The organism is Sphaerisporangium sp. NPDC004334 (assembly GCF_053602655.1).
Window position 1 is genome coordinate 1 of record NZ_JBSGDZ010000009.1, and the last position, 22,129, is coordinate 22,129.

Genomic DNA, 22,129 nt, shown 5'->3' on the forward strand with positions numbered 1-22,129 from the left:
TCGCCGATCTGGTGGCGACGGGACTGCGCCGCCACGCGATGGCCGTCGACGTGGTGTACGACGGAGCCGCCGCGGCCGAACGGCTGGCGGTGCACTCGACCGGGGCCTCGGGGCGGGCCGGCAGGTCGACGTTGACCGAGACCTTCAGCGGGCTGTCGAGGGCCAGGGCCCGGACCGCGTCGCCGAGGCCGCGCTCGGCCAGCACGGGCGGGTGGATGCCCGCCGCCTCGCCGCGCTTCCTACCGCCGGCCACATGGAGATCATCGGGATCACCGGCCCGCGCTGGGTGTACGGCGAGCAGGTGGCGGTCGAGGACGTGTCGTCAACCCTCCACAAGGGCGAGCCGTCCGGTGTGGCGGGCCGCAACGGCGCCGGCAGGTCCGGGCGGTTCTACGGCCGTTCGCCGGTGTACTGGCGGAGGTGGGTGGCGGTGAGGGTGTCGGCCTTGGTGACCAGTTCAGACGGGGGGCCGGTGAAGATGATTTGGCCGCCGGCGTGGCCGGCGCCGGGGCCGAGGTCGATGATCCAGTCGGCGTGGGCCATGACGGCCTGGTGGTGTTCGATGACGATGACGGTGTTTCCGTCGTCGACCAGGCGGTCGAGCAGGCCGAGGAGCTGGTCGACGTCGGCCAGGTGCAGGCCGGTGGTCGGCTCGTCCAGGACGTAGGTCGTGCCGTTCTTCGCCATGTGAATGGCCAGCTTGAGCCGCTGGCGCTCGCCGCCGGACAGGGTGGTGAGCGGCTGGCCGAGGCCGAGGTAGCCGAGGCCCACGGCCGCCAGGCGGTCGAGCACCACCCGGGCCTGCCCGGAGGGGAAGAACTCGCGCGCCTCGGCGACCGTCATGGCCAGCACTTCGCTGATGTCCTTGCCGCGCAGGCGGTACGACAGGACCTCGGGGGTGAAGCGTTTGCCCTCGCACCGCTCGCACACCGAGGCGACCTCGGCCATCATCATCAGGTCGGTGTAGATCAGGCCGATGCCCTTGCACGCCGGGCAGGCGCCCTCGGAGTTGGCGCTGAACAGCCCCGGCTTGACGCCGTTGGCCTTGGCGAACGCCGTCCTGATCGGGTCGAGCACCCCGGTGTAGGTGGCGGGGTTGCTGCGGCGCGAGCCGCGGATCGGCGACTGGTCGGCGACCACCACGCCCTCGCGCCCGGCGACGTAGCCGTGGATGAGCGAGCTTTTGCCCGACCCGGCGACGCCGGTGACGACGGTGAGCACGCCGAGGGGGATGTCGACGCTCACGTCCCGCAGGTTGTGCAGGGAGGCGCCGGTGACCGGCAGCCATCCGGCGGGGGTGCGGGCCTTCTCGCGCAGCTCGACCTTGTGGTCGAGGTAGCGGCCGGTGAGCGTGCCGGACGCGCGCAGCCCGGCCAGGTCGCCCGCGAAGCAGACCTCCCCGCCCGCCGAACCGGCCCCCGGCCCGAGGTCGACCACGTGGTCGGCGATCGCTATGGTCTCGGGCTTGTGCTCGACCACGAGCACGGTGTTGCCCTTGTCCCGCAGCCGCACCAGAAGGTCGTTCATGCGCTGGATGTCGTGCGGGTGCAGCCCCGCCGTCGGCTCGTCGAAGACGTAGGTGACGTCGGACAGGCTGGAGCTGAGATGGCGCACCATCTTCACCCGCTGCGCCTCGCCGCCGGACAGGGTGGAGGACTCGCGGTCGAGGCTGAGGTAACCGAGGCCGATCTCGACCAGCGAGTCGAGGGTCTCGGCGAGGGTGTCGAGCATCGGGCCGACCGACCGGTCGCCGATCGCCCGCACGAACGCGGCCAGGTCGCTGATCTGCATCGACGAGCACTCGGTGATGGTGCGCCCGTCGATGACCGCCGACCGGGCGGCCTGGTTCAGCCGGGCGCCGCCGCAGGCCGGGCACTCCATCAGTTTGACCGCGCGGTCGGCGAACGCGCGCGCCTGGGCCTGCATCGACTCGCGGTCCTTGGACAGGTACAGCCGCCGGACCTTGGGGATCAGCCCCTCGAAGGTGACGTTGTGCGTGCCCATCTTCACCTTGGTGGCGGGCTTGTGCAGGAAGTCCTCCCATTGGGCGGGGGTGTAGTCCTTCAGCTTGACGGCCGGGTCGAACAGGCCCGACTGCGCCATGAGCTGCCAGTACCAGGTGCCCACCCCGAACCCGGGCACCTTGACCGCGCCGTCGTCCAGCGACAGCTCGCGGTCGAGCAGCTCGTCGACGTCGATGTCGGACACCTTGCCGAGCCCCTCGCAGTCGGGGCACATGCCCTCGGCGCGGTTGAAGCTGAATGCCGACGGCGGGCCGACGTGCGGGGTGCCCAGGCGGCTGAACAGGACGCGCAGCATGGTGTGGGCGTCGGTGGCCGTGCCCACCGTGGAGCGGGCGTTGCCGCCCATGCGCTCCTGGTCGACGATGATCGCCGCGCTCAGGTTGCGCAGCGCGTCGACGTCGGGCCGGGCGCGGCTCGGCATGAAGTTCTGCAGAAACGCCGTGTATGTCTCGTCGATGAGCCGCCGCGACTCGGCGGCGATGGTGTCGAAGACGAGCGACGACTTGCCGGAGCCGGACACGCCGGTGAAGACGGTGAGCCGCCGCTTCGGGATGTCCAGTGAGACGCCCTTGAGGTTGTTCTCGCGGGCGCCGCGCACCTGGATCACGTCGTGACCGTCCGCCAGGGAGTGGTCGCGCTCGCGGAGCGGTTCATCGTCCCGGACGGGGCTGGCCTGCTGGCTGAAGATCAACGGGACCTTCCATGGTCGAGGGAGGTGGAGGAGGGAGGAGGAGAGATGCCGGGGATAGGGGCCGGAACCGACAGAAGCCGGCCCGAGCCGTCCCCCGCCCTCTCCGGACGGAGAGGGCGGGGAGGAGCGGTTAACATCGTACAACGTACGGCGTGATGGCAGGGGGCGTGATCACAGTGGGCGTTGCATGGCCTTGGCGCGGCGGGCGGCGACCGCCGACCCCGACTCGCGGCGGGCCATCCGGCGCAGCAGGGCCGGCGCGAGGGCGAAGCCGAGCAGCGCCCAGGCGCCGAGGACGCCCGCCGTCTCCAGGTGCCGCCAGGAATCACCCACCTCGGCGGCGGCCAGCGCGTCCGGCAGCAACGCCGAGCGCAGGCCGAGGCCCAGCCAGTAGACCGGGAAGACCTGTGCCACCAGTTGCAGCCACCCGGGGAACGCGGTGACCGGGTAGAACACGCCCGAGACGGCCATCAGCGCCATCAGCGGCAACATGATGAGGCCCATGGACTGCGCGCTCTCGAACAGCGAGCCGAGCACCGCGCCGATCGGCAGCACCGCCACCAGGCCGATCGCCAGCACCCAGGTGAGGGTCAGCCAGGACGACACCTCGCCCAGTCGCAGCCCGTCGAACAGGAACGCCGCCGGGACCAGCGGGACGAGCGCGCCCGCCACCGCCAGGCCGGCCCGGCTGAGCACCTTGCCGGTCAGGTAGCCGAGCATGCCGTTCGGCGTGGCCTTGGCGCGCAGCAGGGTGCCGTCCTCGCGGTCCATGGTGAGCGTCATGGCCAGCGCCGTCATCCCGTTGAGGACGACGTTCAGGCCGAGGATGCCGGGGACGGACTGCGAGCCGAGGGAGAAGCCGGTGCCCGGCACCGTGCTGTGCCGCAGCAGGTACATCACGACCAGGGCGATGGCGGGCAGGAACAGCGCCCCCCACACCTCCTGCGCGTTCGTCGCGCTCTGCCGGAACTCGACCCGGGCCCGGTGCAGCCCCGCACGGAACGCCACCACCCGCGCGCCATGGACGCCGGGCGGGGAAGCGGTCACGCCGGCACCTCCACGAGGCGGCCGGGCACCTCGGCGTGGCCGCCCGCCTCGAAGTCGCGCACCATCGCCAGGTACACCTCTTCCAGGCGCGTCCTGCGCACCTCAAGGTCGGTGATCGCCGCACCGTGCCGCTCGAACAGGCCGCGCACGTACCCGGCGGCGTCCTCGACCGACGCGGCGTGCCACTCGCCGTCCAGGTTGTAGCGCACCTCCGCCTTCCCCGAGACGCGCCGTGCCAGCTCCGCAGCGCTGCCGTCGGCGACGATCGTGCCGCCCACCAGGATCAGGATGCGGTCGGCCAGCCGCTCGGCCTCGTCCAGGTCGTGCGTCGTGAGCAGGATCGTCGTGTCCTCCAGGTCGGCCAGCCGCCGCACCAGCTCGTGGAAGTCCTGCCGCGCCTGTGGGTCGAAGCCCACGGTGGGCTCGTCCAGGAACAGCACCTCCGGCCGGCCGACCAGGCCGATCGCCACGTCGAGCCTGCGCCGCTGCCCGCCGGAGAGCCGGGCGACGGTCGCCTCCGCCTGCCCTTCCAGCCCCACCAGGCCGATGAGTTCCTCCGGGTCGTACGGCCGCGGGCGCTCCGCCGTGCCGTAGGGAGTGTAGTAACGGCCGAGCTGGTCGAGCAGCTCGCGCACCCGCCAGCGGCCGTGGTCGCGCCAGGACTGCAGCACGATGCCGAGCCGCGCGCGCCACGCCTCGTCCCCGTCGTCCGGGTCGGTGCCGAGGACGCGCACCTCGCCCGCGGACCGCCTGCGGAACCCTTCGAGGATCTCGATGGTCGTGGTCTTCCCGGCGCCGTTCGGCCCGAGCAGAGCCACCACCTCTCCGCGCCGCACCCGCAGATCCACCCCGCGCAGCACGTCGGCGGAGCCGTACCGCATCCTGAGACCACGGGTCTCTATGGCCGGCTCGTCCGGCTTTTCCTTCTCGATGTCGCCCGGATTCATGCCTTCAATTTTCTCATTGAAGTGCCCTCTTGAGAGTTCGTCGTCCATCTGAGCTGCCGTACTGGGCATTGCCCCGGATAACCTTCAAGTCCCTGGTGAACCCTGTCCGGGAAGGAAGATCGTTGGGCCGAGAAGGAGAGGCGAAGCTGCGCCCTGTCGACCTGGCGCGGCTGGTGGGCATCTCCGCCCAGCAGGTGCGCAACTACGCCGACACCGGCATCCTGCCCCCGGCGCCGCGAACGCCCGCCGGCTACCGCAGCTTCGGCGAGCGGCACCGCGCGGCCCTGCTCACCTACCGGGCGCTGGCACCGGGGTACGGCTGGGACGCCGCGCGGTCGATCATGCAAGCCGTGCACACCGGCGACGTCGCCCACGCGCTCGCCCTGGTGGACGCCGCCCACGCCACCCTGCACGGGCAGCGTCTGTCGCTGCGGGCGACGGCGCGAGCGCTGGAGGAGGTCGCCGGACAGGAGCCCGGGCAGGATCTGGAGGTGTCCGCGCGGTCGCGCCGGGGCCTGCGCGTCGGCGAGGTGGCCGCGCTGCTCGGGGTGCGCACCTCCACGCTACGGCTGTGGGAGTCCGCCGGCCTGCTGACCCCGCGCCGCGAGCCCGGCACCCGGTACCGGAGTTACGCCCCGGCCGACGTCCGGGACGCGCGGATGGTCCACATGCTGCGCCAGGGACGCTACCCCCTGTCGCAGATCAGAGGCATCATCGAGGGCCTGCGTCGCACCGGGAGCCGTGACGCCCTCCGCGCGGCCGTCGAACAGCGCGCCGCGGAACTGACCCGGAGAGCGGCCGGCATGCTCGAAGCCTCCAGCCACCTCCAGCACTACCTGACCGGCCACCAGCGGTCCTCATCCGATCACCAGCGGTCCCCGGGAACCTGACCGCCCGCCGGACCTCGGGAACGTGACCGCCCACACCTGACCGCTACCGGACTCCGGACCCCTGACCGCCCACCGGCGTCCGTCCGCTGAACGGTCGCCGCCCGCGCGTCGCCGGAGTCCTGACCGTCAGGCGTGTTCGGTGGCGAGGAGGTGGCGCAGGCCGAGGAGGTCGATGGCGCGTTCGCGGAGTTCGACCTTGCGGACCTTGCCGCTGATGGTCATGGGGTAGGAGTCCACGGCCTGCACGTAGCGGGGGATCTTGAAGTGGGCGAGCTTGCCCAGGCAGAACGTCCGCAGCGTCTCGGCGGTCAGCGGCTCGGCGTCCGGGCGCATGCGCAGGAACGCCATCAGCTCCTCGCCGTACCGCTCGTCGGGCACGCCGATGACCTGGACGTCCAGGATGTCGGGGTGGGAGTGCAGGAACTCCTCCACCTCGCGCGGGTAGACGTTCTCGCCGCCCCTGATCACCATGTCCTTGATGCGGCCGGTGATGCTGAGGTACCCCTCCTCGTCCATGATGCCGATGTCGCCGGTGTGCATCCAGCCGTCGGGGTCGACGGCCTCGGCGGTCTTGTCCGGCTGCCGCCAGTAGCCGAGCATCACCGAGTAGCCGCGGGTGCACACCTCGCCGGGCGTGCCGCGGGCGACGAGCGCGCCGGTCTCGGGGTCGACGACCTTCACCTCCAGGTGCGGCCCGACACGGCCGACGGTGGACACGCGGCGCTCCAGCGAGTCGTCCGGGCGGGTCTGGGTGGCCACCGGGGAGGTCTCGGTCATCCCGTAGCAGATGGTCACCTCGGTCATGCCCATGCGCTCGACGACCTGGCGCATGATCTCCACCGGGCACGGCGAGCCGGACATGATGCCGGTGCGCAGCGACGACAGGTCGAAGGACGCGAACCCCGGGTCGGCCAGCTCGGAGATGAACATCGTCGGCACGCCGTACAGCGACGTGCACCGCTCGGCCTGCACGGCCTCCAGCGTGGCGCGGGCGTCGAAGACGGGAGAGGGGATGACGACGCAGGCGCCGTGGCTGATGGCCGCGAGCGTGCCCATGGTCATCCCGAAGCAGTGGTAGAACGGCACCGGCACGCACACCCGGTCCTCGCCGGTGTAGCGGCACAGCTCGCCGACGAAGAAGCCGTTGTTGAGGATGTTGCGGTGCGACAGCGTCGCGCCCTTCGGGAACCCGGTGGTGCCCGAGGTGTACTGGATGTTGATCGGGTCGTCGGGGGCGGTCGCCGCGGCGGCCTCCTCCAGCGCCCGCCGGTCGGCCCGCCGGCCCGCGTCCATCACCGCCCGCCAGGCGTCGCCGCCGATCAGCAGGACGTCCGACAGCTCAGGGCAGCGCGGCCGCACCTGGCCGATCATGCCGGCGTAGTCGGAGGTCTTGAACCGCTCCGCGGCCACCAGCGCCCGCACGCCGGCCTGGTTGAGCACGTACTCGACCTCGTGCGCCCGGTAGGCCGGGTTCAGGTTGACCAGGATCAGGCCGATCTTGGCGGCGGCGAACTGGGTCATCGTCCATTCGGCGCAGTTGGGCGCCCAGATGCCGATGCGGTCGCCCTTGACCAGGCCGAGGTCCAGCAGGCCGAGCGCGAGCGCGTCGACCTCCCCGGCCAGCGCGGCGTAGGTCCACCGGCGGCCGGTGGTGCGGTCGACCAGTGCGTCCCGGCCGCCGTGGGCGGCCACGGCCCGGTCGAAGTTCGCTCCGATGGTCTCCTCGAGCAGTGGGGTGGTGCAGATGCCGGTCGCGAGACTGGGCAGGGACCCCGCGCTCGATGTGCCGGGGATCTCGCTTTCCACGATGGAGGCGGTCACGGATCTCACTCCTTCGGTTCGCGCGGCCGGAACGGCGCCGATCGGACGCGTGCGGCGCGGCCGCCCTCGCGGGACGGCCGCGCCGCGGCGGACCTCAGCGGGCCGCCGGGGGAGCCGGGTCGACCGGCACCTGTTCGGGCAGGTCGGGGGAGGAGGCGGGCGGCATCGGCAGCGGCACCCCCGGGCCGGTCCTGCCGTTGCGTGAGGAGGCGAAGCGCCGCATGATCGGCCGTTCCACCAGCGAGTACAGCGCCCACGAGAGCGCCAGCGTGATGCCGGCCAGCACGGCCATCATCCCGAAGGCCGCCGGCGTGCTCCAGCCCTGCATGTTGCCGAACCACTGGCGGACGTAGATCAGCACCAGGAAGTGCCACATGTAGAAGGCGTAGGACACCTCGCCGAGCCACACCATGACCTTGCTGCCGAGCCAGTTCGTCCGCCGCTCGGCGTCGCCGACGGCGCCGGCCGCGATGATCAGGCCGAGCGGGACGACCGAGACGGCCACGACGTCGAAGCCGATCGGGAACTGCGGCGCGACGGCGTACAGGACGATGCCCAGGGCGAGCGCCCCGCCGAGGCCCACCGGCAGCCGCCTGTCGGTCATGACGATCCTCGCCAGGATCATGCCGAAGACGAACTCCAGCATCCGGACCGGCGGGAACTGCATGACGAACCACATCTCCAGCTCGGTCATGCCGAAGCCGGGGATGGGAGGCTGGGCCGGAAGCAGCTTGGCAACCAGCGGGACGGCGAAGATGGCCAGCACGGCCAGGCCCGCGTACCCCCACAGCCGCTCGGGCCTGATGCGCCCGATGTAGCGGGCCAGCAGCGGGAAGCACAGGTAGAACAGCGCCTCACACGACAGCGACCACGCGGGGGAGTTGAACGCCGTCCTGACGCTCAGATTGGGGACGTAGGACTGCAGCAGCAGCGCGTGCAGCAGCGCCGTCCCACCGTCGATGGCCTGCTTGCCCACCCAGCTCACCAGCACCAGCGCGGCGGCCAGCGTGATGATGTAGTTGGGGTAGATCTTCAGGAAGCGGCGGCGCAGGAAGGTCGCCGTGGTGTCGGAGGACCGCGCGGCGTAGGTCAGGACGAAGCCGCTGAGGATGAAGAAGTAGGAGACCGCCGCCCAGCCGCCCTGGATGACCACCGACATGTACGTGCCGGCGAACGCCGCGGAGGCGAACAGGCTCGCGCCGATGGCGTGGGTGAGGAAGACCATCCCCGCGGATATGAACCGCATTCCGGTCAGCGACGGAAGCCGGGACGGCAGGGCTACGGGACGGGAACCGACGGATTGCGATAACTCCACCATTAGACGCACCTTCTCAAGTTCTGGCCGGCTCAGGCTCGATCAGCGGGCGGCCCGGCGTGCCCTTTCGCGCGGTCGATCGGGGAGCCACCGTTCATCGATCGGCAGGACTTGACCATTGCATCCCCGCGTACGGCGCCGCATTTTCCAAATTGCGCTCTTGGCGCGCGGCGGCGCGGTTCCCGGCGCGTACGGGAAACGGGTCCGCGCAGGTCAGCGGCCCCGTTTCCGTGCCGGCCCGGCGGGGAGCGGGCGCACACCGCATTCCAGGAGATGCCCGCGCGGCGGGCGGCGGTGAACGCTGGGCTGCACGGCACGATTCCCCGTCAGCCATTCGAGATGAAGGACTGCGCGCCAATGGCAGTGGCCACGAATGTTACCGAGCACGGAGTCGTCCTCCCGTCCGAGACCGCCCTCACGCCGGCCGAGATGGTCGCGCGAGCCGAGGCCATCGCGGCCACGCTCGTCGACCGCCAGGCCGAGACCGAGGAGCGCACCTTCTACGCGCAGGACACCCACGAGGAGTTCCTCCGGGCCGGCTTCTACCGCATCCTCGTCCCGCGGCGCTACGGCGGCCTGGAGTACGGCATCGACACCTTCATGCGGGTGACGATGGCCCTCACCAGGGGATGCCCGTCCACCGGCTGGATGTACTGCCTGGGCCACGCCCACGCCCTGGTCGTCGCCTCGCTGTTCGAGGAGCGCGCGCAGTCGGAGATCTTCGCGGGCGGCGACTTCATCTGCCCGGCCACGGTCGCGCCGAGCGGCACGGCCGAGCGCACCCCCGGCGGCGACTGGGTGCTCAACGGCACCTGGGGCTACAACTCGGGCGCGCCGTACGCGACGCACTTCATCGGCCACACCCTGGTGTCCCCCGGCGAGGGCCTGCCGCCGTCGCCCATGATGTTCATCGCCGAGCGCAGCCAGTGGCGCCGCCTGTCCGACTGGGGCAAACAGCTCGGGCTCAAGGGGAGCGGCTCGCACAGCATCACCATGGAGAACGGCGTCGTCCCCGGCCACTTCACGCTGGACACCCACGTCAGCCAGGTGGACGTGTCCAAGGGCACCCCGGGGCGCACGCTGCACGGCAACCCCGAGTACGGCGGCGGCCAGCTCAGCTTCATGGTCATCGAGGACGCCATCCTCGCCGTCGGCATGGCGCTCGGCGCGCTCGACGCCTTCGAGGACCTGATGCGCAGCCGCGTCGCCCTGTTCCCGCCGAACCTGCCCCGCACCCAGGACCCCGACTACCAGTTCTGGTACGGCCAGGCCGCCGGGATGATCGCCACCGGCGAGGCGGCCGTGCTGAACGCCGTCCAGCAGTGGCGGGAGATCTGCGCGCTCGGCCCCGCGGCGGTCACCAAGGAGGTGGAGATGCGCATCGCCGCCATCTGCCACCAGGTGGTGGACCTGTGCTGGCACGCGGTCGAGAACTACCTGTTCCCGACCGCCGGTTCCAGCGCCGTGCGGCACGGTGAGCGCATCGAGCGGGTGTGGCGGGACATGTCCATGTTCCACAGCCACGCCGGCTTCGCCGTCTTCCTGTCCACCATCGCCAAGCGCGAGCTGGCCAAGGCCCGCTTCGGCGTGGAGGACCACGCCCACGCCTGACCCGCGCACGGGTCCCCGCGACCCTGCCGGCCGTGCCCACCGACGACGCTGCGCACGGCCGGCAGAGAACGTCCATCCGCCCCGCACCGCCGGCGGAGAACCTCCATCCGCCGCGCACCGCCGGCGGAGAACACCTCGAGAGCACGTCCAAGAGCGCACAGCGGCGAAGACCCGCGTCCCCCGGCCTGCCGGTGGGGGACGCGGGTCTTCGCCGTGGGAGGACCGCCCGCCGCAGGACGGGCGGCCGCCGTGCTAGCGGCTCGGCTTGCGGGCCGAGACGATGACGTACCCGATCTGGTCCTTGCGCGGGGCGAAGAAGCCCAGGTGGCGGCGGGAGAACTCGGCCAGGGCCTCCTCGCCGAACTTGGCGGCGATCGAGTCCCGGTGGTCCATGGCGGCCTTGATGTACTTGCTCTTCTTGCCGAACACGCGCGGGCCGCACTGGGTGTACTCCTCGACCTCGAAGCCGGCCCGGCGCGCGTGCTCGATCCACTGCGCCAGCGTGGGCAGTTCGCGCAGCTTCAGCGTGCTCATGAACCGGCGCACCCGCGCGGGCTCGGAGTCGGACTCCAGGCTGAAGTCGGAGAAGGAGATGCGGCCGCCGGGGCGCAGCACCCGGAACAGCTCCGACAGCACCCGCCCGAGGTCGGGGGCGTTCTGCAGCGACTCCAGCGCCAGGACGGCGTCGAAGGACCCGTCGGGGTAGGCCAGCTGGGTGTAGTCGCCGTACTCGAAGGTCACCCGGTCGGTCACCCCGTTGGTGACGGCGCGCTCGTTGGCCTTGTCGATCTCGAAGGAGCTGACGGTGATGCCGGTGACGCGGGCGCCGTAGTTCCTGGCCAGGAAGACCGCCGTCTCGCCCGGCCCGCACCCGGCGTCCAGGACGCGCTCGCCCGGGCGCAGCCCGAGGGTCTCGGCCACCTTGCGGCTGATGCGGTGGACGGCGTCCTTCAGCGGCGCGTCGTCGTCGTTGTCGTACCAGTACCACATGTGCAACTGGCCGTCGCGCAGCTCGTCGCCGATGGGGGAGCGCTCGTCGTAATGGGTGCCGATGGCGGCCGAGTCGATCAGTTCCCTGGTCATCAATCCCTCATTCCAGACGATGGGCGGCCGGTGGCGGGGCACGCAGAAGGGCCGGGGCGGCCGGCGGCCCGAAGGGATGCCGTCCCGCGGCCGAGGGCGAATGCGGACGCGTTTTCCCAAGGCTCATGGTGACCGCGCGGAGCCCTTTCACGCATCTCCGCGGTTGCTGCCTGCGGGCGGCATCAGGGCAGCTCGGAAGGGGGGTCGGCGGTAAGCACGCTCGGAGAAGACTCCCCGCCGGGCCGGTGCGAAGATTTTCGTGGACGCAATTCTCGCCGGACCGGTACCGAGCCGTCCTGGCCGTGGAAATCGGCCACCCGGCGGTGCGCATCGATAAGTGCACATTGGGCGCGGCCGGCGTACGCCGGCGATTCCAGCCGTGCGGCCGCCCATTCTCCCTTCGTGAAAGGACGCGCACATGAGTGTTGCCACCACGGGGCCCGCTGTCGCCGAACTGCTGACCGATTTCACCACCGCGGAGCCGGCGAGCCTGGAGGCGGACTTCCACCGGCTGGTCTCGGCGCTGTGGCACCGTGGGGAGGCGGGTGACCGCGCCCTGACGGCCGTTCCCGCGCTCGTGGCCGCGCTGGACGAGGCCGGCGACGACCGCAAGGGCCACCTGGCCGTCCTTCTCGGGCTGCTCGCCGAGGCCGAGTACCCGGCCATCGACGGCCCGCTCACCGCGGCCGTCCGCGAGGGCCTGGACCGCTACCTGGACCTGCTGGCCCGCACGGGCAAGGACCGGCCGCTGACGCTCGCCCTGCTGTACCTGGTGTCGCACTTCCCCGGCGACCGCGAGCGCATCCTCGCCGCCGTCGCGCCTCTGGAGCTGAGCCCCCCCGACCAGAGCCGGCTCGTGCGCGGCCTGGCCTCGCTCGACTACGACGACCCCGACATCGGCCGCATGTGGCCCTCCCCGTCGGTGTGGGACCTCAGCGCGGACGACCTGGAGTTCCACCGGCAGCAGCTTCGCGCGCTCACCACGGCGCAGATCACCACGAACTGGGAGAACGACACCCGGATGCTGTGGGCCTACTCGGGTGCCATGGCGTACTGGGCCGTCCGTCACGGCATGCCGGTCGACCTCCCGCCGGCTCCCGGGACCGGGGAGGCGCCGGCCCCCGCCGCCGAGCTCGGCATCGAGACCTTCACCCAGTACGCGGACGTGCTGCGCTGCACCGCCTGCTCCGGCTCCGTCGAGTTCGACGGCGAGGTCGTCCGCTGCCCGGCGTGCGCGGTCCGCTACCCGATCGCCCTGGGCATCCTGGACCTGTCCGACGGCATCAGCGAGGCCACGGCGGACCTGCCGCACGAGGCGACCGCCAACCTGCTGGCCAAGCTCGCCGAGATGCCGAGCCTCGGGGTGTACTACGAGAAGGTGCTGCGCCCGGCCTACCTGCGCATCGCGGGGGCCAACTGGGGCGGCGCGGTGACCCCGCAGGTCGAGGACGACTACATCACCCGGCAGATCCGCCCGGTGGACGGCCCGGTGCTGGACCTCGCCTGCGGCGCCGGGCGGTGGACCACCGTGGTCGCCGCGGCCGTCGGCCAGGAGCGCCTGGTCGGCGTCGACATGGGACTGCCGATGCTCACCGTGATGCGCGGCAAGCTTCCCCAGGTGCCCGCGGTGCGGGGAAGCGCGCTGAACATCCCGTTCGCGGACGCCACCTTCGGCGCGGTGAACTGCTGGAACGCCCTGCAGGCGTTCCCCGACGACGCGGCGGACGCCATCGCGGAGGTCGGACGGGTGCTCAGGCCGGGCGGCACGTTCACGCTGATGACCTTCCTGTTCGACACCGACCCGATCGCCCGCCACTTCCAGGAGTCGCACTACTTCCCCAGCCGCCCCGAGGGCCAGTTGCTGTTCACCATGGAGGAGCTGGAGCGGTGGCTGGCCGACGCCGGCATGTCCATCGCCGACTCCTCGGGCCCCGGCAGCTTCGCCTTCATCACGGCCGTCCGCGGCTGACCGTTCCCGCCGGCCGCCCGCGGCCGACTCTGCATCATGGCCGGCTGCGGCCGGCCCTTCCGGCGGCCGCCCGCGGCCGGCTCTTCCCACGACTGAACTGGAGGCAGGCGGCGATGACCACGGTGAGCGAGCGGGACACGGGCGTCTCCCTGCCCGGCGAGGCGTCCTACGAGGCCGCGACCCGGGTGTTCAACCTGGTCGCCCCCGCGCGGCCCGCCGCGGCGGTGACCGTGCGCACCCTCCAGGACGTCCGGGCCGCGCTGCGCTTCGCGGCGTCGGAGCGGATGCCGGTGCGGGTGCACACCACCGGGCACGCCTCGGCCACGGCACGCCCGATGGACGGTGCCCTGCTCATCCGGACCCGGATGGAGGGCGCCGTCGAGATCGACGCCTCGCGCCGGGTGGCCCGCATCCCCGCGGGGACGCTCTGGGGCGCGGTCGTCGAGGCGGCCTCCGCGCACGGCCTCACCCCGCCGCACGGCTCCTCGCCCGACGTGGGCGTCGTCGGCTACCTGCTGCGCGGCGGCATGAGCTTCTACAGCCGCAAGGTCGGTCTGGCGGTCAACAGCGTCCGCGCCGTCGAGCTCGTCACCGCCGACGGCGAGCGGCGCCGCGTGGACGACACCACCGACCCGGAGCTGTTCTGGGCGCTGCGCGGCGCGGGCGGCGGCTTCGGCGTCGTGACCGCCGTCGAGGTGGACCTGTTCCCGGTCGCCAAGGTGATCACCGGCGCCGCGTTCTGGCCGGCCGCCCACGCCTCCGCCCTGCTGCGCGCCTGGCGCCGGTGGACCGAGGACGCGCCGTGGGAGGTCGCCACCTCGGCGCGGGTGATGAACCTGCCGGCCCTGCCCGACGTCCCGCCGGTCCTGGCCGCCGGGCCGGTGCTGTGCGTGGACGGCGTGGTGCTCGCCGAGTCGGACGGGGACTTGGCCGTGGCCCGCGAGCAGGCGGAGGACCTGCTGGGCCCGCTGCGCGCCGTGGCCGCCCCCGTGCTCGACACCTGGGAGCTCACCGACCCGGCCGGCGTGCTGCAGGCGCACATGGACCCCTCCGACCCGGTCCCGATCGTCGGGGACCACATGCTGCTCGGCGAGATCGGCGACGAGGGCGCGGAGGAGCTGCTGCGGGTGCTCGGCCCGGGCTCCGGGTCGCCGCTGGTCGTCGCGGGCCTGCGTCAGCTCGGCGGCGCGTACGCGGTGCCCCCCGCGGCGGGCGGGGCGCTCGGCCACTTCGACGCCCGGTACGCCTACTCGGGCGCGGGGGTGCCCGACGGCGGGCTCACCCGTGAGGCGATCCTGGAGCACTGCGCCACCGTGCGGGCCGCCCTCGCCCCCTGGGACACCGGCCGCACCGCGCCCACGTTCGTCGAGCGGCTCGACCAGCCGCAGGGCCACCTGAGCGGCGACCAGGTGGCCACCGCCGACCGGGTCCGCCTCCGCGTCGACCCCGAGGGCCTGTTCCGCCACGACGCCCTCCCGGCGACCACCGCCCTGATCTGACGGCCGCCCCTGATCGGACGGCCGTCCCGGTCCGATGGCCGTCCAGGTCCGACGGCCGTCCCGGTCCGATGGCCGTGCAGGTCGTGGCGTCGGACCGGCTGGGGCTCGCGTTCACCGACGCCGGCCGTGGGCGGCGGTGACCTGCCGGTATCGTCGGTAACAGGCTCACCTGCGAGTGTCTCCGTCCCGGCCCGGCCGTCCGCCGCGAGAGGCGGTCCCGGGCGTGTCACCGCGCCCCGCGGGAAATACGGTACAGGGGTATGGTGTTGTCGTAGAGGAGAGCGAATCGGCTCATCGACGACAGGAGTGATCACGTTGACCACCACCACCTACACCGTCAAGGGCATGACCTGCGGCCACTGCGTCAGCTCGGTGAAGGAAGAGGTCGGCGAGGTGCCGGGCGTCACCGGCGTCGAGGTCGACCTGCCCACCGGCCTGGTCACGGTGCGAAGTGAGGAGCCCCTGGACGACGCCGCGGTCGCCGCCGCCGTCGAGGAGGCCGGCTACGCGGTCGTCAGCGGCTGAGGGGTCGACACCGGGCCCCGCCCGGACGAGGGGGAGTGCGATGGCTTCGATCACCGACCACGACCGGCCGGACGCCGGCGGCTCGGTCGAGCTCTCGATCGGCGGCATGACGTGCGCGTCGTGCGCCAACCGCATCGAGCGCAAGCTGAACAAGCTGGACGGCGTGACCGCGACGGTCAACTACGCCACCGAGAAGGCCAAGGTCACCTTCCCCGAGGGGCTGGAGGCCGCGGCCCTGATCGCCGAGGTCGAGAAGGCCGGGTACACCGCCGCGCTGCCCGCCCCGCCCAAGGAGGCGCGGCAGGCCGCCGAGACCGAGGAGCAGGCGGAGGCCGCGGAGCCGGCGCCGTTGCGTCAGCGGCTGGTCACGGCCGTGGTGCTGTCGGTCCCGGTCGTGGCGATGGCGATGATCCCGCCGCTGCAGTTCACCTACTGGCAGTGGATCTCGCTGACCCTCGCCGCCCCGGTCGTGGTGTACGCCGGGTGGCCGTTCCACAAGGCGGCCTGGACGAACCTGCGCCACGGCGCGGCGACCATGGACACGCTGGTCTCGCTCGGGACCATCGCCGCCCTCGGCTGGTCGCTGTGGGCGCTGTTGTTCGGCACCGCCGGCATGCCGGGGATGCGGCACCCGTTCGAACTGACCATCCAGCGCACCGACGGCTCGGGGAACATCTACCTGGAGGCCGCGGCGGGGGTGACGGCTTTCATCCTGGCCGGGCGCTACTTCGAGGCGCGCTCCAAGCGGCGGGCGGGAGCCGCCCTGCGCGCGCTGATGGAGCTGGGGGCCAAGGACGTGGCCCTGCTGCGCGACGGCGCCGAGGTGCGGGTGCCCGCCGACCGGCTCACCCCCGGCGACCGGTTCGTGGTGCGGCCGGGAGAGAAGATCGCCACCGACGGCGTGGTGGAGGAGGGCTCCTCGGCGGTGGACGCCTCCATGCTGACCGGCGAGTCGGTGCCGGTGGAGGTGCGTCCAGGCGACGCCGTCACCGGGGCGACCGTCAACGCCGGAGGCCGCCTGGTGGTCAGGGCCACCCGGGTCGGCGCCGACACCCGGCTCGCCCGCATGGCGCAGCTCGTGGAGCAGGCCCAGACCGGCAAGGCCGAGGTCCAGCGGCTGGCCGACCGCATCTCGGGCGTCTTCGTGCCCATCGTGATCGTGCTGGCGCTGGGCACGCTGGGATTCTGGCTGGGCTCCGGGGCCGGCGCGGGCGCCGCGTTCACCGCCGCCGTCGCCGTGCTGATCATCGCCTGCCCGTGCGCCCTCGGGCTGGCCACTCCCACCGCGCTGCTGGTCGGCACCGGGCGCGGCGCCCAGCTCGGCATCCTGATCAAGGGCCCCGAGGTGCTGGAGTCCACCCGGGCCGTCGACACCGTGGTGCTGGACAAGACCGGCACCGTCACCGAGGGCCGGATGACCCTCACCGAGGTGCACGTCGCCGACGGCGAGGACGAGGCCGAGGTGCTGCGCCTGGCGGGGTCGCTGGAGCACGCCTCCGAGCACCCGATCGCCCAGGCCGTCGCCCGCGGCGCGGCCGAGCGGGCCGGCGGGCTCCTCACCCCGGAGGACTTCGCCAACGTCGAGGGGCTCGGCGTGCAGGGGCTCGTGGACGGGCACGCGGTGCTGGTCGGCCGTCCCCGGCTGCTGGCCGAGTGGTCCCAGCACCTGCCCGCGGACCTCGAACGGGCCGCGCGCGACGCCGAGGCCGCCGGACGCACCGCGGTCGCCGTCGGCTGGGACGGGCGGGCCCGCGCGGTGCTGGTGGTGGCCGACGTGGTCAAGCCGACCAGCAAGGAGGCGATCGAGCGGCTTCGCGGCCTCGGGCTGACCCCGGTGCTGCTGACCGGCGACAACCAGGCGGTGGCCCGCTCGGTCGCGGGCGAGGTGGGCATCGAGGAGGTCATCGCCGAGGTGCTGCCCGCCGACAAGATGGAGGTGGTCAAGCGCCTGCAGTCCGAGGGCCGCACGGTCGCCATGGTCGGCGACGGCGTCAACGACGCCGCCGCGCTCGCCCAGGCGGACCTGGGCCTCGCCATGGGCACCGGCACCGACGCCGCCATCGAGGCCTCCGACCTGACGCTGGTCCGCGGCGACCTGCGGGTGGCGGCCGACGCCATCCGGCTGTCGCGGCGCACCCTGCGCGTCATCAAGGGCAACCTGTTCTGGGCCTTCGCCTACAACGTGGCCGCCCTGCCCCTGGCCGCGGCCGGCCTGCTCAACCCGATGATCGCCGGAGGGGCCATGGCCTTCTCGTCGGTCTTCGTCGTCTCCAACAGCCTGCGCCTGCGCGGGTTCCGGTGACCCGTCCCTGACCGTCCGCCCGCCCCGAGACGGCGGCGGCCCGCTCGCCCTGTGGCACGTGCCCGCCGGATCGTCCCGCACACGCGCGAGAAGGCGTCCCCCTGGGCAGGGGGACGCCTTCCGGCCGCCGGAGGGGGTGCCCCTCGCGGAGCGCGAGGGGGGCGCCGGCGTCAGGAGAGGCCGAGCTCGCGGGCGATCAGCATGCGCTGGACCTCGCTCGTCCCCTCGCCGATCTCCAGGATCTTGGCGTCGCGGTAGAACCGCGCGACGGGGAAGTCGTTCATGAAGCCGTAGCCGCCGAAGATCTGCGTCGCCTCGCGGGAGTTGTCCATGGCGGCGTTGGAGGCCACCAGCTTGGCGATCGACGCCTCCTTCTTGAACGGCTCGCCGCGCAGCAGCTTGGAGGCGGCCTGGTAGTAGGCCAGCCGGGCGGTGTGCGTGCGCGCCTCCATGTCGGCGATCTTGAACTGGATCGCCTGGTACTCGCCGATCTTGCGCCCGAACGCCTCGCGCTCGCGGACGTACCGGACGCACTCGTCCACGCACCCCTGCGCGAGCCCGACGCTGACCGCCGACAAGGCCAGCCTGCTCTCGTCCAGGATCGACAGGAACTGCGCGTACCCGCGGCCGCGCTCGCCGAGCAGGTTGTCGGCCGGCACCCGGCAGTCGGCGAAGGCCAGCTCGTGGGTGTCGGAGGCGCACCAGCCGACCTTGGAGTACTTCGGCGCCACGGTGAAGCCGGGAGTCCCGGAGGGCACGATGATCGCCGAGATCTCCTTGCGGCCGCCCTCCCGGGTGCCGGTGACCGCCGTGACGGTGACCAGCCGGGTGATGGAGGTGCCGGAGTTGGTGATGAACGACTTGCTGCCGTCGATCACCCAGTGGTCGCCGTCCAGCGTGGCCCGCGTGCGCGTCGCGCCGGCGTCGGTGCCGCCGCCCGGCTCGGTCAGCCCGAACGCGGCCAGCGCCTCGCCCGCGCACAGGGAGGGCAGCCAGCGCTCCTTCTGCTCGCGCGTGCCGAAGCGGTACAGCGGCATCGCGCCCAGCGACACCCCGGCCGACAGGGCGACGGCCACCGAGGAGTCGACGCGCGCCAGTTCCTCCAGCGCCACGCACAGGGCGAGGTAGTCGCCGCCGCCTCCGCCGTACTCCTCGGAGAAGGGCAGGCCGAACAGCCCCATCCGCGCCATCGTGGCGACCAGCGGGTAGGGGAACTCCTCGCGCTCGTAGTACCCCCCGATGACCGGGGCGACCTCCTCGTGGGCGAACTCCTCGACCGTCTTGCGCAAAGCTTCGTACTCGTCGTCCAACCGGAAGTCGATCACTGGTCTCCTCGCATGGTGGCACGGCGGCCAGGGTGGCGAAGGGCCAGGAGAGGGCCGCCGGGGCGGGGGGAGCCGAGGCGGCCCTCTCCGGCCCGGTCAGAGGGGGACGGAGGTGGTCAGGCCGCCGTCGACGACGATCTCCTGACCGGTGATGTAGGAGGCGCGCGAGGACAGCAGGAAGACCGCGGCGTCGGCGACGTCGGCCGCGGAGCCGAGCCGGCCGAGCGCCACGTGGCTGCGGCACTCCTCCTGCGCCTCCGGGGTGGTGGAGATCGCCTCGAACATCTCCGTCACGATGTAGCCGGGGCTCACGGCGTTCACCCGGATGCCGCGCACGCCGAGGTCGGGCGCGAGCGTGCGGGCGAGGTTGATCACCGCCGCCTTGGTGGCCGCGTAGACCGAGGTGAAGGCCAGCCCGCGGTGGGTCAGCCAGGACCCGTTGATCACGATGGAGCCGCCGTCCCGCAGCAGGGGCAGCGACTTCTGGATGGTGAAGTAGACGCCCTTGAAGTTGACGCCGACCAGGCCGTCGAAGTCCTCCTCGGTGACGTCGGCGCTGCGGGAGAACCCGGCGACGCCGGCGTTGGCGAACACGCCGTCCAGGCCGCCGAAGCGCTCGCCGATCCGTGCCGCCAGGCGGTCGAGGTCGGCGGTGCGCGAGACGTCGGCGGGGACGGCCAGGACGCGGTCGCCCGCGTCGAGGTCCTTGACCGCGGACTCCAGCCGGTCCTCGCTGCGTCCGGCGAGCACGACATCGGCGCCCGCGTCGAGGAGCCGCTGCGCGGTGGCGAGGCCCATGCCGCTGCCGCCACCGGTGATCAATACCGTCTTACCTGTGAACTCGGCCATGCGGTCAGGGTCACATCCGCGCCTCTTCCGGCACATCTCCAGAAATGCTTTTCACCGATTTCCTGCGGTTATCCGGTACTTCCAGGAGGGGTTCCCGGCGGGCGCCGCGCGGCTTCCGGGCAATGGCGCGATGAATTGAGGGCGGTTACGGCCCGGCGCGCCGAATTACCGGTGACCCGCCTTTCCCATCAGGAACTCCGGCACCGGTGCGCGGCGCAGCACAGCATTTCGGGAGATGCGACGCCGCGCGATCGGGCGTGACGATGTAGCGGTGCTGACCGGCGGATGGACCGTTTCCCCGCCGCAGGGTCAAGGAAGGAGCCTGCCGTGCCTCGTACCCGTGGCTAGCATCGCCATCGGCATGCCGTCACGAGCCGGGCGGATTCCCCTCCGTCACCGGCCGGGCGGAATCAGCGCCGGGCCGTACGCCCATTCCCGGCCTGCGGATCGGCCCCGGAATCCCGCGGCCTGGGCGACACCATAACGTTCTTCGACTCCCACCTCCGGCCGTCGCCGGTCCCATCACGCGCCGGAAAGGCGCGGTGGATTTCGTGGCGTGAATTCCGCGGCCACGGCCGGCGGTTCGCGCGGCCGGAATGCCGGGACCTCGCGCCACCGGCAGCTCCCGCGGCCGCAGGCCGTGCGGGCGGCCGGCGCGGAACGCGGTCGGCGTGGGTGGTCACCAGGCAGAAAAGGGCCGGTACGTCACCGGCCGGCCGACAGCCGTAACGACGATGCCGGATCAAATACGGAAATTCGAGGAGATGACCACGATGGGCAACGACGCCAATACCCGCGCGGTGGTGCTCGGCGGCAGCCTTGGGGGACTGTTCGCGGCACGAGTGCTCGCCGACGCCTACGACGAGGTCGTCGTAGTCGACCGCGACCTGCTGGTCGATGTGAAGGAGCCCCGGCGCGGGTGCCCGCAAGGACGCCACATCAGCGGCCTGCTGACCCGCGGCCAGCGCGCGATCGAGAGCATGTACCCGGGCATCACCGAGGAACTGTTCGCCGACGGCGTGCCCAAGGGCGACCTGGCCGGCACCGTGCGCTGGTACGTCCGCGGCAAGCGGCTCAAGCAGCAGGCCGCCGACATGCTCTGCGTGGGCGCGAGCCGTCCGATGCTGGAGTACCACGTCCGCCGGCGGACGCAGGCGCTGGGCAACGTCACGTTCCTCGAGCGGCACGACATCCTCGGCCTGGAGGCCACCCCCGACCGCCGCAAGATCGTCGGCGTGCGGGTGCAGAACCTCGACGGCGGCACGGGCGTCGAGGTCGTCGAGGCCGACCTGGTCGTCGACGCCAGCGGCCGCGGCTCCCGCACTCCCATCTGGCTGGAGGACCTCGGATACCCCCGGGTCAAGGAGGACCGCAAGAAGATCGGCCTCGGCTACGTCACCCAGCACTACAAGCTGAACAACGACCCCTACAAGGGCGACCTGTCCATCAACGGCGTGGCCTACCCCGCCTCCCCCCGCGGCATCCTGTTCGCCAAGACCGACGGTGACCGGGCCGAGATGACCACCTACGGCATCCTCGGCGACCACCCGCCCACCGACCAGGAAGGGCTGTTCGAGTTCATCCGCTCGCTCGGCATCCCGGAGATCTACGACGCGATCGTCCAGGCCGAGCCGCTCGAGGACCCCGTGCGGTTCAGCTTCCCGACGACCCTGCGCCGCCGCTACGAGGACATGGACCGCTTCCCCGACGGCCTGCTCGTCGTCGGCGACGCCGTCACCACCTTCAACCCGGTGTACGCGGGCGGGATGACCGTCGCCGCGCTGTCGGCGCTCACCATCCGCGAGCACCTGCACAGCGGCGCCACCCCGCAGCCGCTGGACTACTTCCGCGACCTCGCCCGCAACGTCATCGACCCGCCGTGGCAGATGACCCACAACGTCGACCTCGGCTTCCCCGGCGTGGAGGGCGAGCGCCCGCTGAGCCTGAAGCTGGAGCAGGCGTTCATGGCGCTGGTGCAGACCGCCGCCTCCCGCGACAGCCGGGTCACCGCCGGGTACATGCGGGTCGCCGGCCAGGTGGAGCACCCCAAGACGCTCATGAAGCCGAAGTTCCTGCTCCGCGTGGTGCTGGCCGCGCTCGGCCTGTCGAAGACGCCCGGGCCGCTGGTCACCACCCGGGAGATCGCGAAGGTTCCGGGAGCCGGCAAGCGCAAGGTCACGACCTCCTGAAAGCACGGCGTCCCGCCCCCGGGACGACGCGATGGGACCGGC

General features: G+C 72.2%; 15 protein-coding genes and 1 pseudogene. 8 read left to right on the forward strand and 8 right to left on the reverse strand.

Annotation, left to right across the window (positions count from 1 at the left end; all coding sequences use genetic code 11):
* Positions 1 to 95: pseudogene (locus ACWEN6_RS12745) on the forward strand (response regulator transcription factor); the annotation flags it as partial.
* 295 nt (positions 96 to 390) lie between these two features.
* On the opposite strand, the gene ACWEN6_RS12750 reads toward ACWEN6_RS12745, so the two are convergent.
* The 3 genes from ACWEN6_RS12750 to ACWEN6_RS12760 form a co-directional block, all read right to left on the reverse strand.
* A complete protein-coding gene (locus ACWEN6_RS12750; protein ID WP_452570596.1) occupies positions 391 to 2,649 on the reverse strand; it encodes an ATP-binding cassette domain-containing protein in 2,259 nt (752 codons plus the stop codon).
* 237 nt (positions 2,650 to 2,886) lie between these two features.
* Positions 2,887 to 3,762: an ABC transporter permease gene (locus ACWEN6_RS12755; protein WP_452570326.1), complete on the reverse strand. Its 876-nt coding sequence runs from the start codon at positions 3,760 to 3,762 to the stop codon at positions 2,887 to 2,889.
* Positions 3,759 to 4,709: an ABC transporter ATP-binding protein gene (locus tag ACWEN6_RS12760; RefSeq protein WP_452570327.1), complete on the reverse strand. Its 951-nt coding sequence runs from the start codon at positions 4,707 to 4,709 to the stop codon at positions 3,759 to 3,761. The genes ACWEN6_RS12755 and ACWEN6_RS12760 overlap by 4 nt, the downstream gene beginning before the upstream one ends.
* Before the next feature lie 122 nt (positions 4,710 to 4,831).
* Here ACWEN6_RS12760 and ACWEN6_RS12765 point away from each other — a divergent pair, with 122 nt between their 5' ends.
* Positions 4,832 to 5,599 carry a MerR family transcriptional regulator gene (locus ACWEN6_RS12765; protein ID WP_452570328.1) on the forward strand — a complete coding sequence of 256 codons (768 nt, stop codon included), beginning with the start codon at positions 4,832 to 4,834 and terminating at the stop codon, positions 5,597 to 5,599.
* A 126-nt stretch (positions 5,600 to 5,725) separates the two neighbouring features.
* Here the strand turns inward: ACWEN6_RS12765 and ACWEN6_RS12770 are convergent, their stop codons facing one another.
* Entirely contained in the window at positions 5,726 to 7,420 is a 1,695-nt protein-coding gene (locus ACWEN6_RS12770) for an AMP-binding protein (protein ID WP_452570329.1), read from the reverse strand.
* A gap of 94 nt (positions 7,421 to 7,514) precedes the next feature.
* Positions 7,515 to 8,666, reverse strand: a complete 1,152-nt coding sequence (locus ACWEN6_RS12775) for an acyltransferase family protein (protein WP_452570330.1) — start codon at positions 8,664 to 8,666, stop codon at positions 7,515 to 7,517.
* Positions 8,667 to 9,092: 426 nt separating this feature from the next.
* On the opposite strand from ACWEN6_RS12775, the gene ACWEN6_RS12780 reads away from it, so the two are divergent.
* Positions 9,093 to 10,346, forward strand: coding sequence for an acyl-CoA dehydrogenase family protein (locus ACWEN6_RS12780; RefSeq protein ID WP_354926453.1), 1,254 nt, complete (start codon positions 9,093 to 9,095; stop codon positions 10,344 to 10,346).
* A gap of 252 nt (positions 10,347 to 10,598) precedes the next feature.
* Here ACWEN6_RS12780 and ACWEN6_RS12785 read toward each other — a convergent pair whose 3' ends face one another.
* A complete protein-coding gene (locus ACWEN6_RS12785) occupies positions 10,599 to 11,429 on the reverse strand; it encodes a methyltransferase domain-containing protein (RefSeq protein ID WP_354926455.1) in 831 nt (276 codons plus the stop codon).
* Between the two features lie 418 nt (positions 11,430 to 11,847).
* Here ACWEN6_RS12785 and ACWEN6_RS12790 point away from each other — a divergent pair, with 418 nt between their 5' ends.
* The 4 genes from ACWEN6_RS12790 (at position 11,848) to ACWEN6_RS12805 (ending at position 17,724) form a co-directional block, all read left to right on the forward strand.
* Positions 11,848 to 13,398: a class I SAM-dependent methyltransferase gene (locus tag ACWEN6_RS12790; RefSeq protein WP_452570331.1), complete on the forward strand. Its 1,551-nt coding sequence runs from the start codon at positions 11,848 to 11,850 to the stop codon at positions 13,396 to 13,398.
* Positions 13,399 to 13,511: 113 nt separating this feature from the next.
* The gene (locus ACWEN6_RS12795) at positions 13,512 to 14,897 is read left to right on the forward strand and encodes an FAD-binding oxidoreductase (protein ID WP_354926459.1); all 1,386 of its coding nucleotides are present in this window, start codon (positions 13,512 to 13,514) and stop codon (positions 14,895 to 14,897) included.
* Positions 14,898 to 15,212: 315 nt separating this feature from the next.
* The gene (locus ACWEN6_RS12800; protein WP_354851123.1) at positions 15,213 to 15,422 is read left to right on the forward strand and encodes a heavy-metal-associated domain-containing protein; all 210 of its coding nucleotides are present in this window, start codon (positions 15,213 to 15,215) and stop codon (positions 15,420 to 15,422) included.
* Between the two features lie 40 nt (positions 15,423 to 15,462).
* Positions 15,463 to 17,724, forward strand: coding sequence for a heavy metal translocating P-type ATPase (locus tag ACWEN6_RS12805; RefSeq protein WP_452570332.1), 2,262 nt, complete (start codon positions 15,463 to 15,465; stop codon positions 17,722 to 17,724).
* Positions 17,725 to 17,894: 170 nt separating this feature from the next.
* Here the strand turns inward: ACWEN6_RS12805 and ACWEN6_RS12810 are convergent, their stop codons facing one another.
* Together ACWEN6_RS12810 and ACWEN6_RS12815 are read right to left on the reverse strand one after the other, a co-directional pair.
* Positions 17,895 to 19,046, reverse strand: a complete 1,152-nt coding sequence (locus tag ACWEN6_RS12810; protein WP_452570597.1) for an acyl-CoA dehydrogenase family protein — start codon at positions 19,044 to 19,046, stop codon at positions 17,895 to 17,897.
* 99 nt (positions 19,047 to 19,145) lie between these two features.
* Positions 19,146 to 19,898 (reverse strand): SDR family NAD(P)-dependent oxidoreductase, encoded by a 753-nt coding sequence (locus ACWEN6_RS12815; RefSeq protein ID WP_354851133.1) that lies wholly within the window; start codon positions 19,896 to 19,898, stop codon positions 19,146 to 19,148.
* A 764-nt stretch (positions 19,899 to 20,662) separates the two neighbouring features.
* Here ACWEN6_RS12815 and ACWEN6_RS12820 point away from each other — a divergent pair.
* Positions 20,663 to 22,087: an NAD(P)/FAD-dependent oxidoreductase gene (locus ACWEN6_RS12820; protein ID WP_452570333.1), complete on the forward strand. Its 1,425-nt coding sequence runs from the start codon at positions 20,663 to 20,665 to the stop codon at positions 22,085 to 22,087.
* Positions 22,088 to 22,129: the final 42 nt, after the last annotated feature.

Excerpts from the sequence above, each read along its gene's own strand:
- ACWEN6_RS12785 (WP_354926455.1), bottom strand. The coding sequence starts at position 11,429 with ATGACCAGGGAACTGATCGACTCGGCCGCCATCGGCACCCATTACGAC.
- ACWEN6_RS12805 (WP_452570332.1), top strand. The coding sequence starts at position 15,463 with ATGGCTTCGATCACCGACCACGACCGGCCGGACGCCGGCGGCTCGGTC.
- ACWEN6_RS12775 (WP_452570330.1), bottom strand. The coding sequence starts at position 8,666 with ATGCGGTTCATATCCGCGGGGATGGTCTTCCTCACCCACGCCATCGGC.
- ACWEN6_RS12815 (WP_354851133.1), bottom strand. The coding sequence starts at position 19,898 with ATGGCCGAGTTCACAGGTAAGACGGTATTGATCACCGGTGGCGGCAGC.
- ACWEN6_RS12760 (WP_452570327.1), bottom strand. The coding sequence starts at position 4,709 with ATGAATCCGGGCGACATCGAGAAGGAAAAGCCGGACGAGCCGGCCATA.
- ACWEN6_RS12780 (WP_354926453.1), top strand. The coding sequence starts at position 9,093 with ATGGCAGTGGCCACGAATGTTACCGAGCACGGAGTCGTCCTCCCGTCC.
- ACWEN6_RS12820 (WP_452570333.1), top strand. The coding sequence starts at position 20,663 with ATGACCACGATGGGCAACGACGCCAATACCCGCGCGGTGGTGCTCGGC.
- ACWEN6_RS12790 (WP_452570331.1), top strand. The coding sequence starts at position 11,848 with ATGAGTGTTGCCACCACGGGGCCCGCTGTCGCCGAACTGCTGACCGAT.
- ACWEN6_RS12795 (WP_354926459.1), top strand. The coding sequence starts at position 13,512 with ATGACCACGGTGAGCGAGCGGGACACGGGCGTCTCCCTGCCCGGCGAG.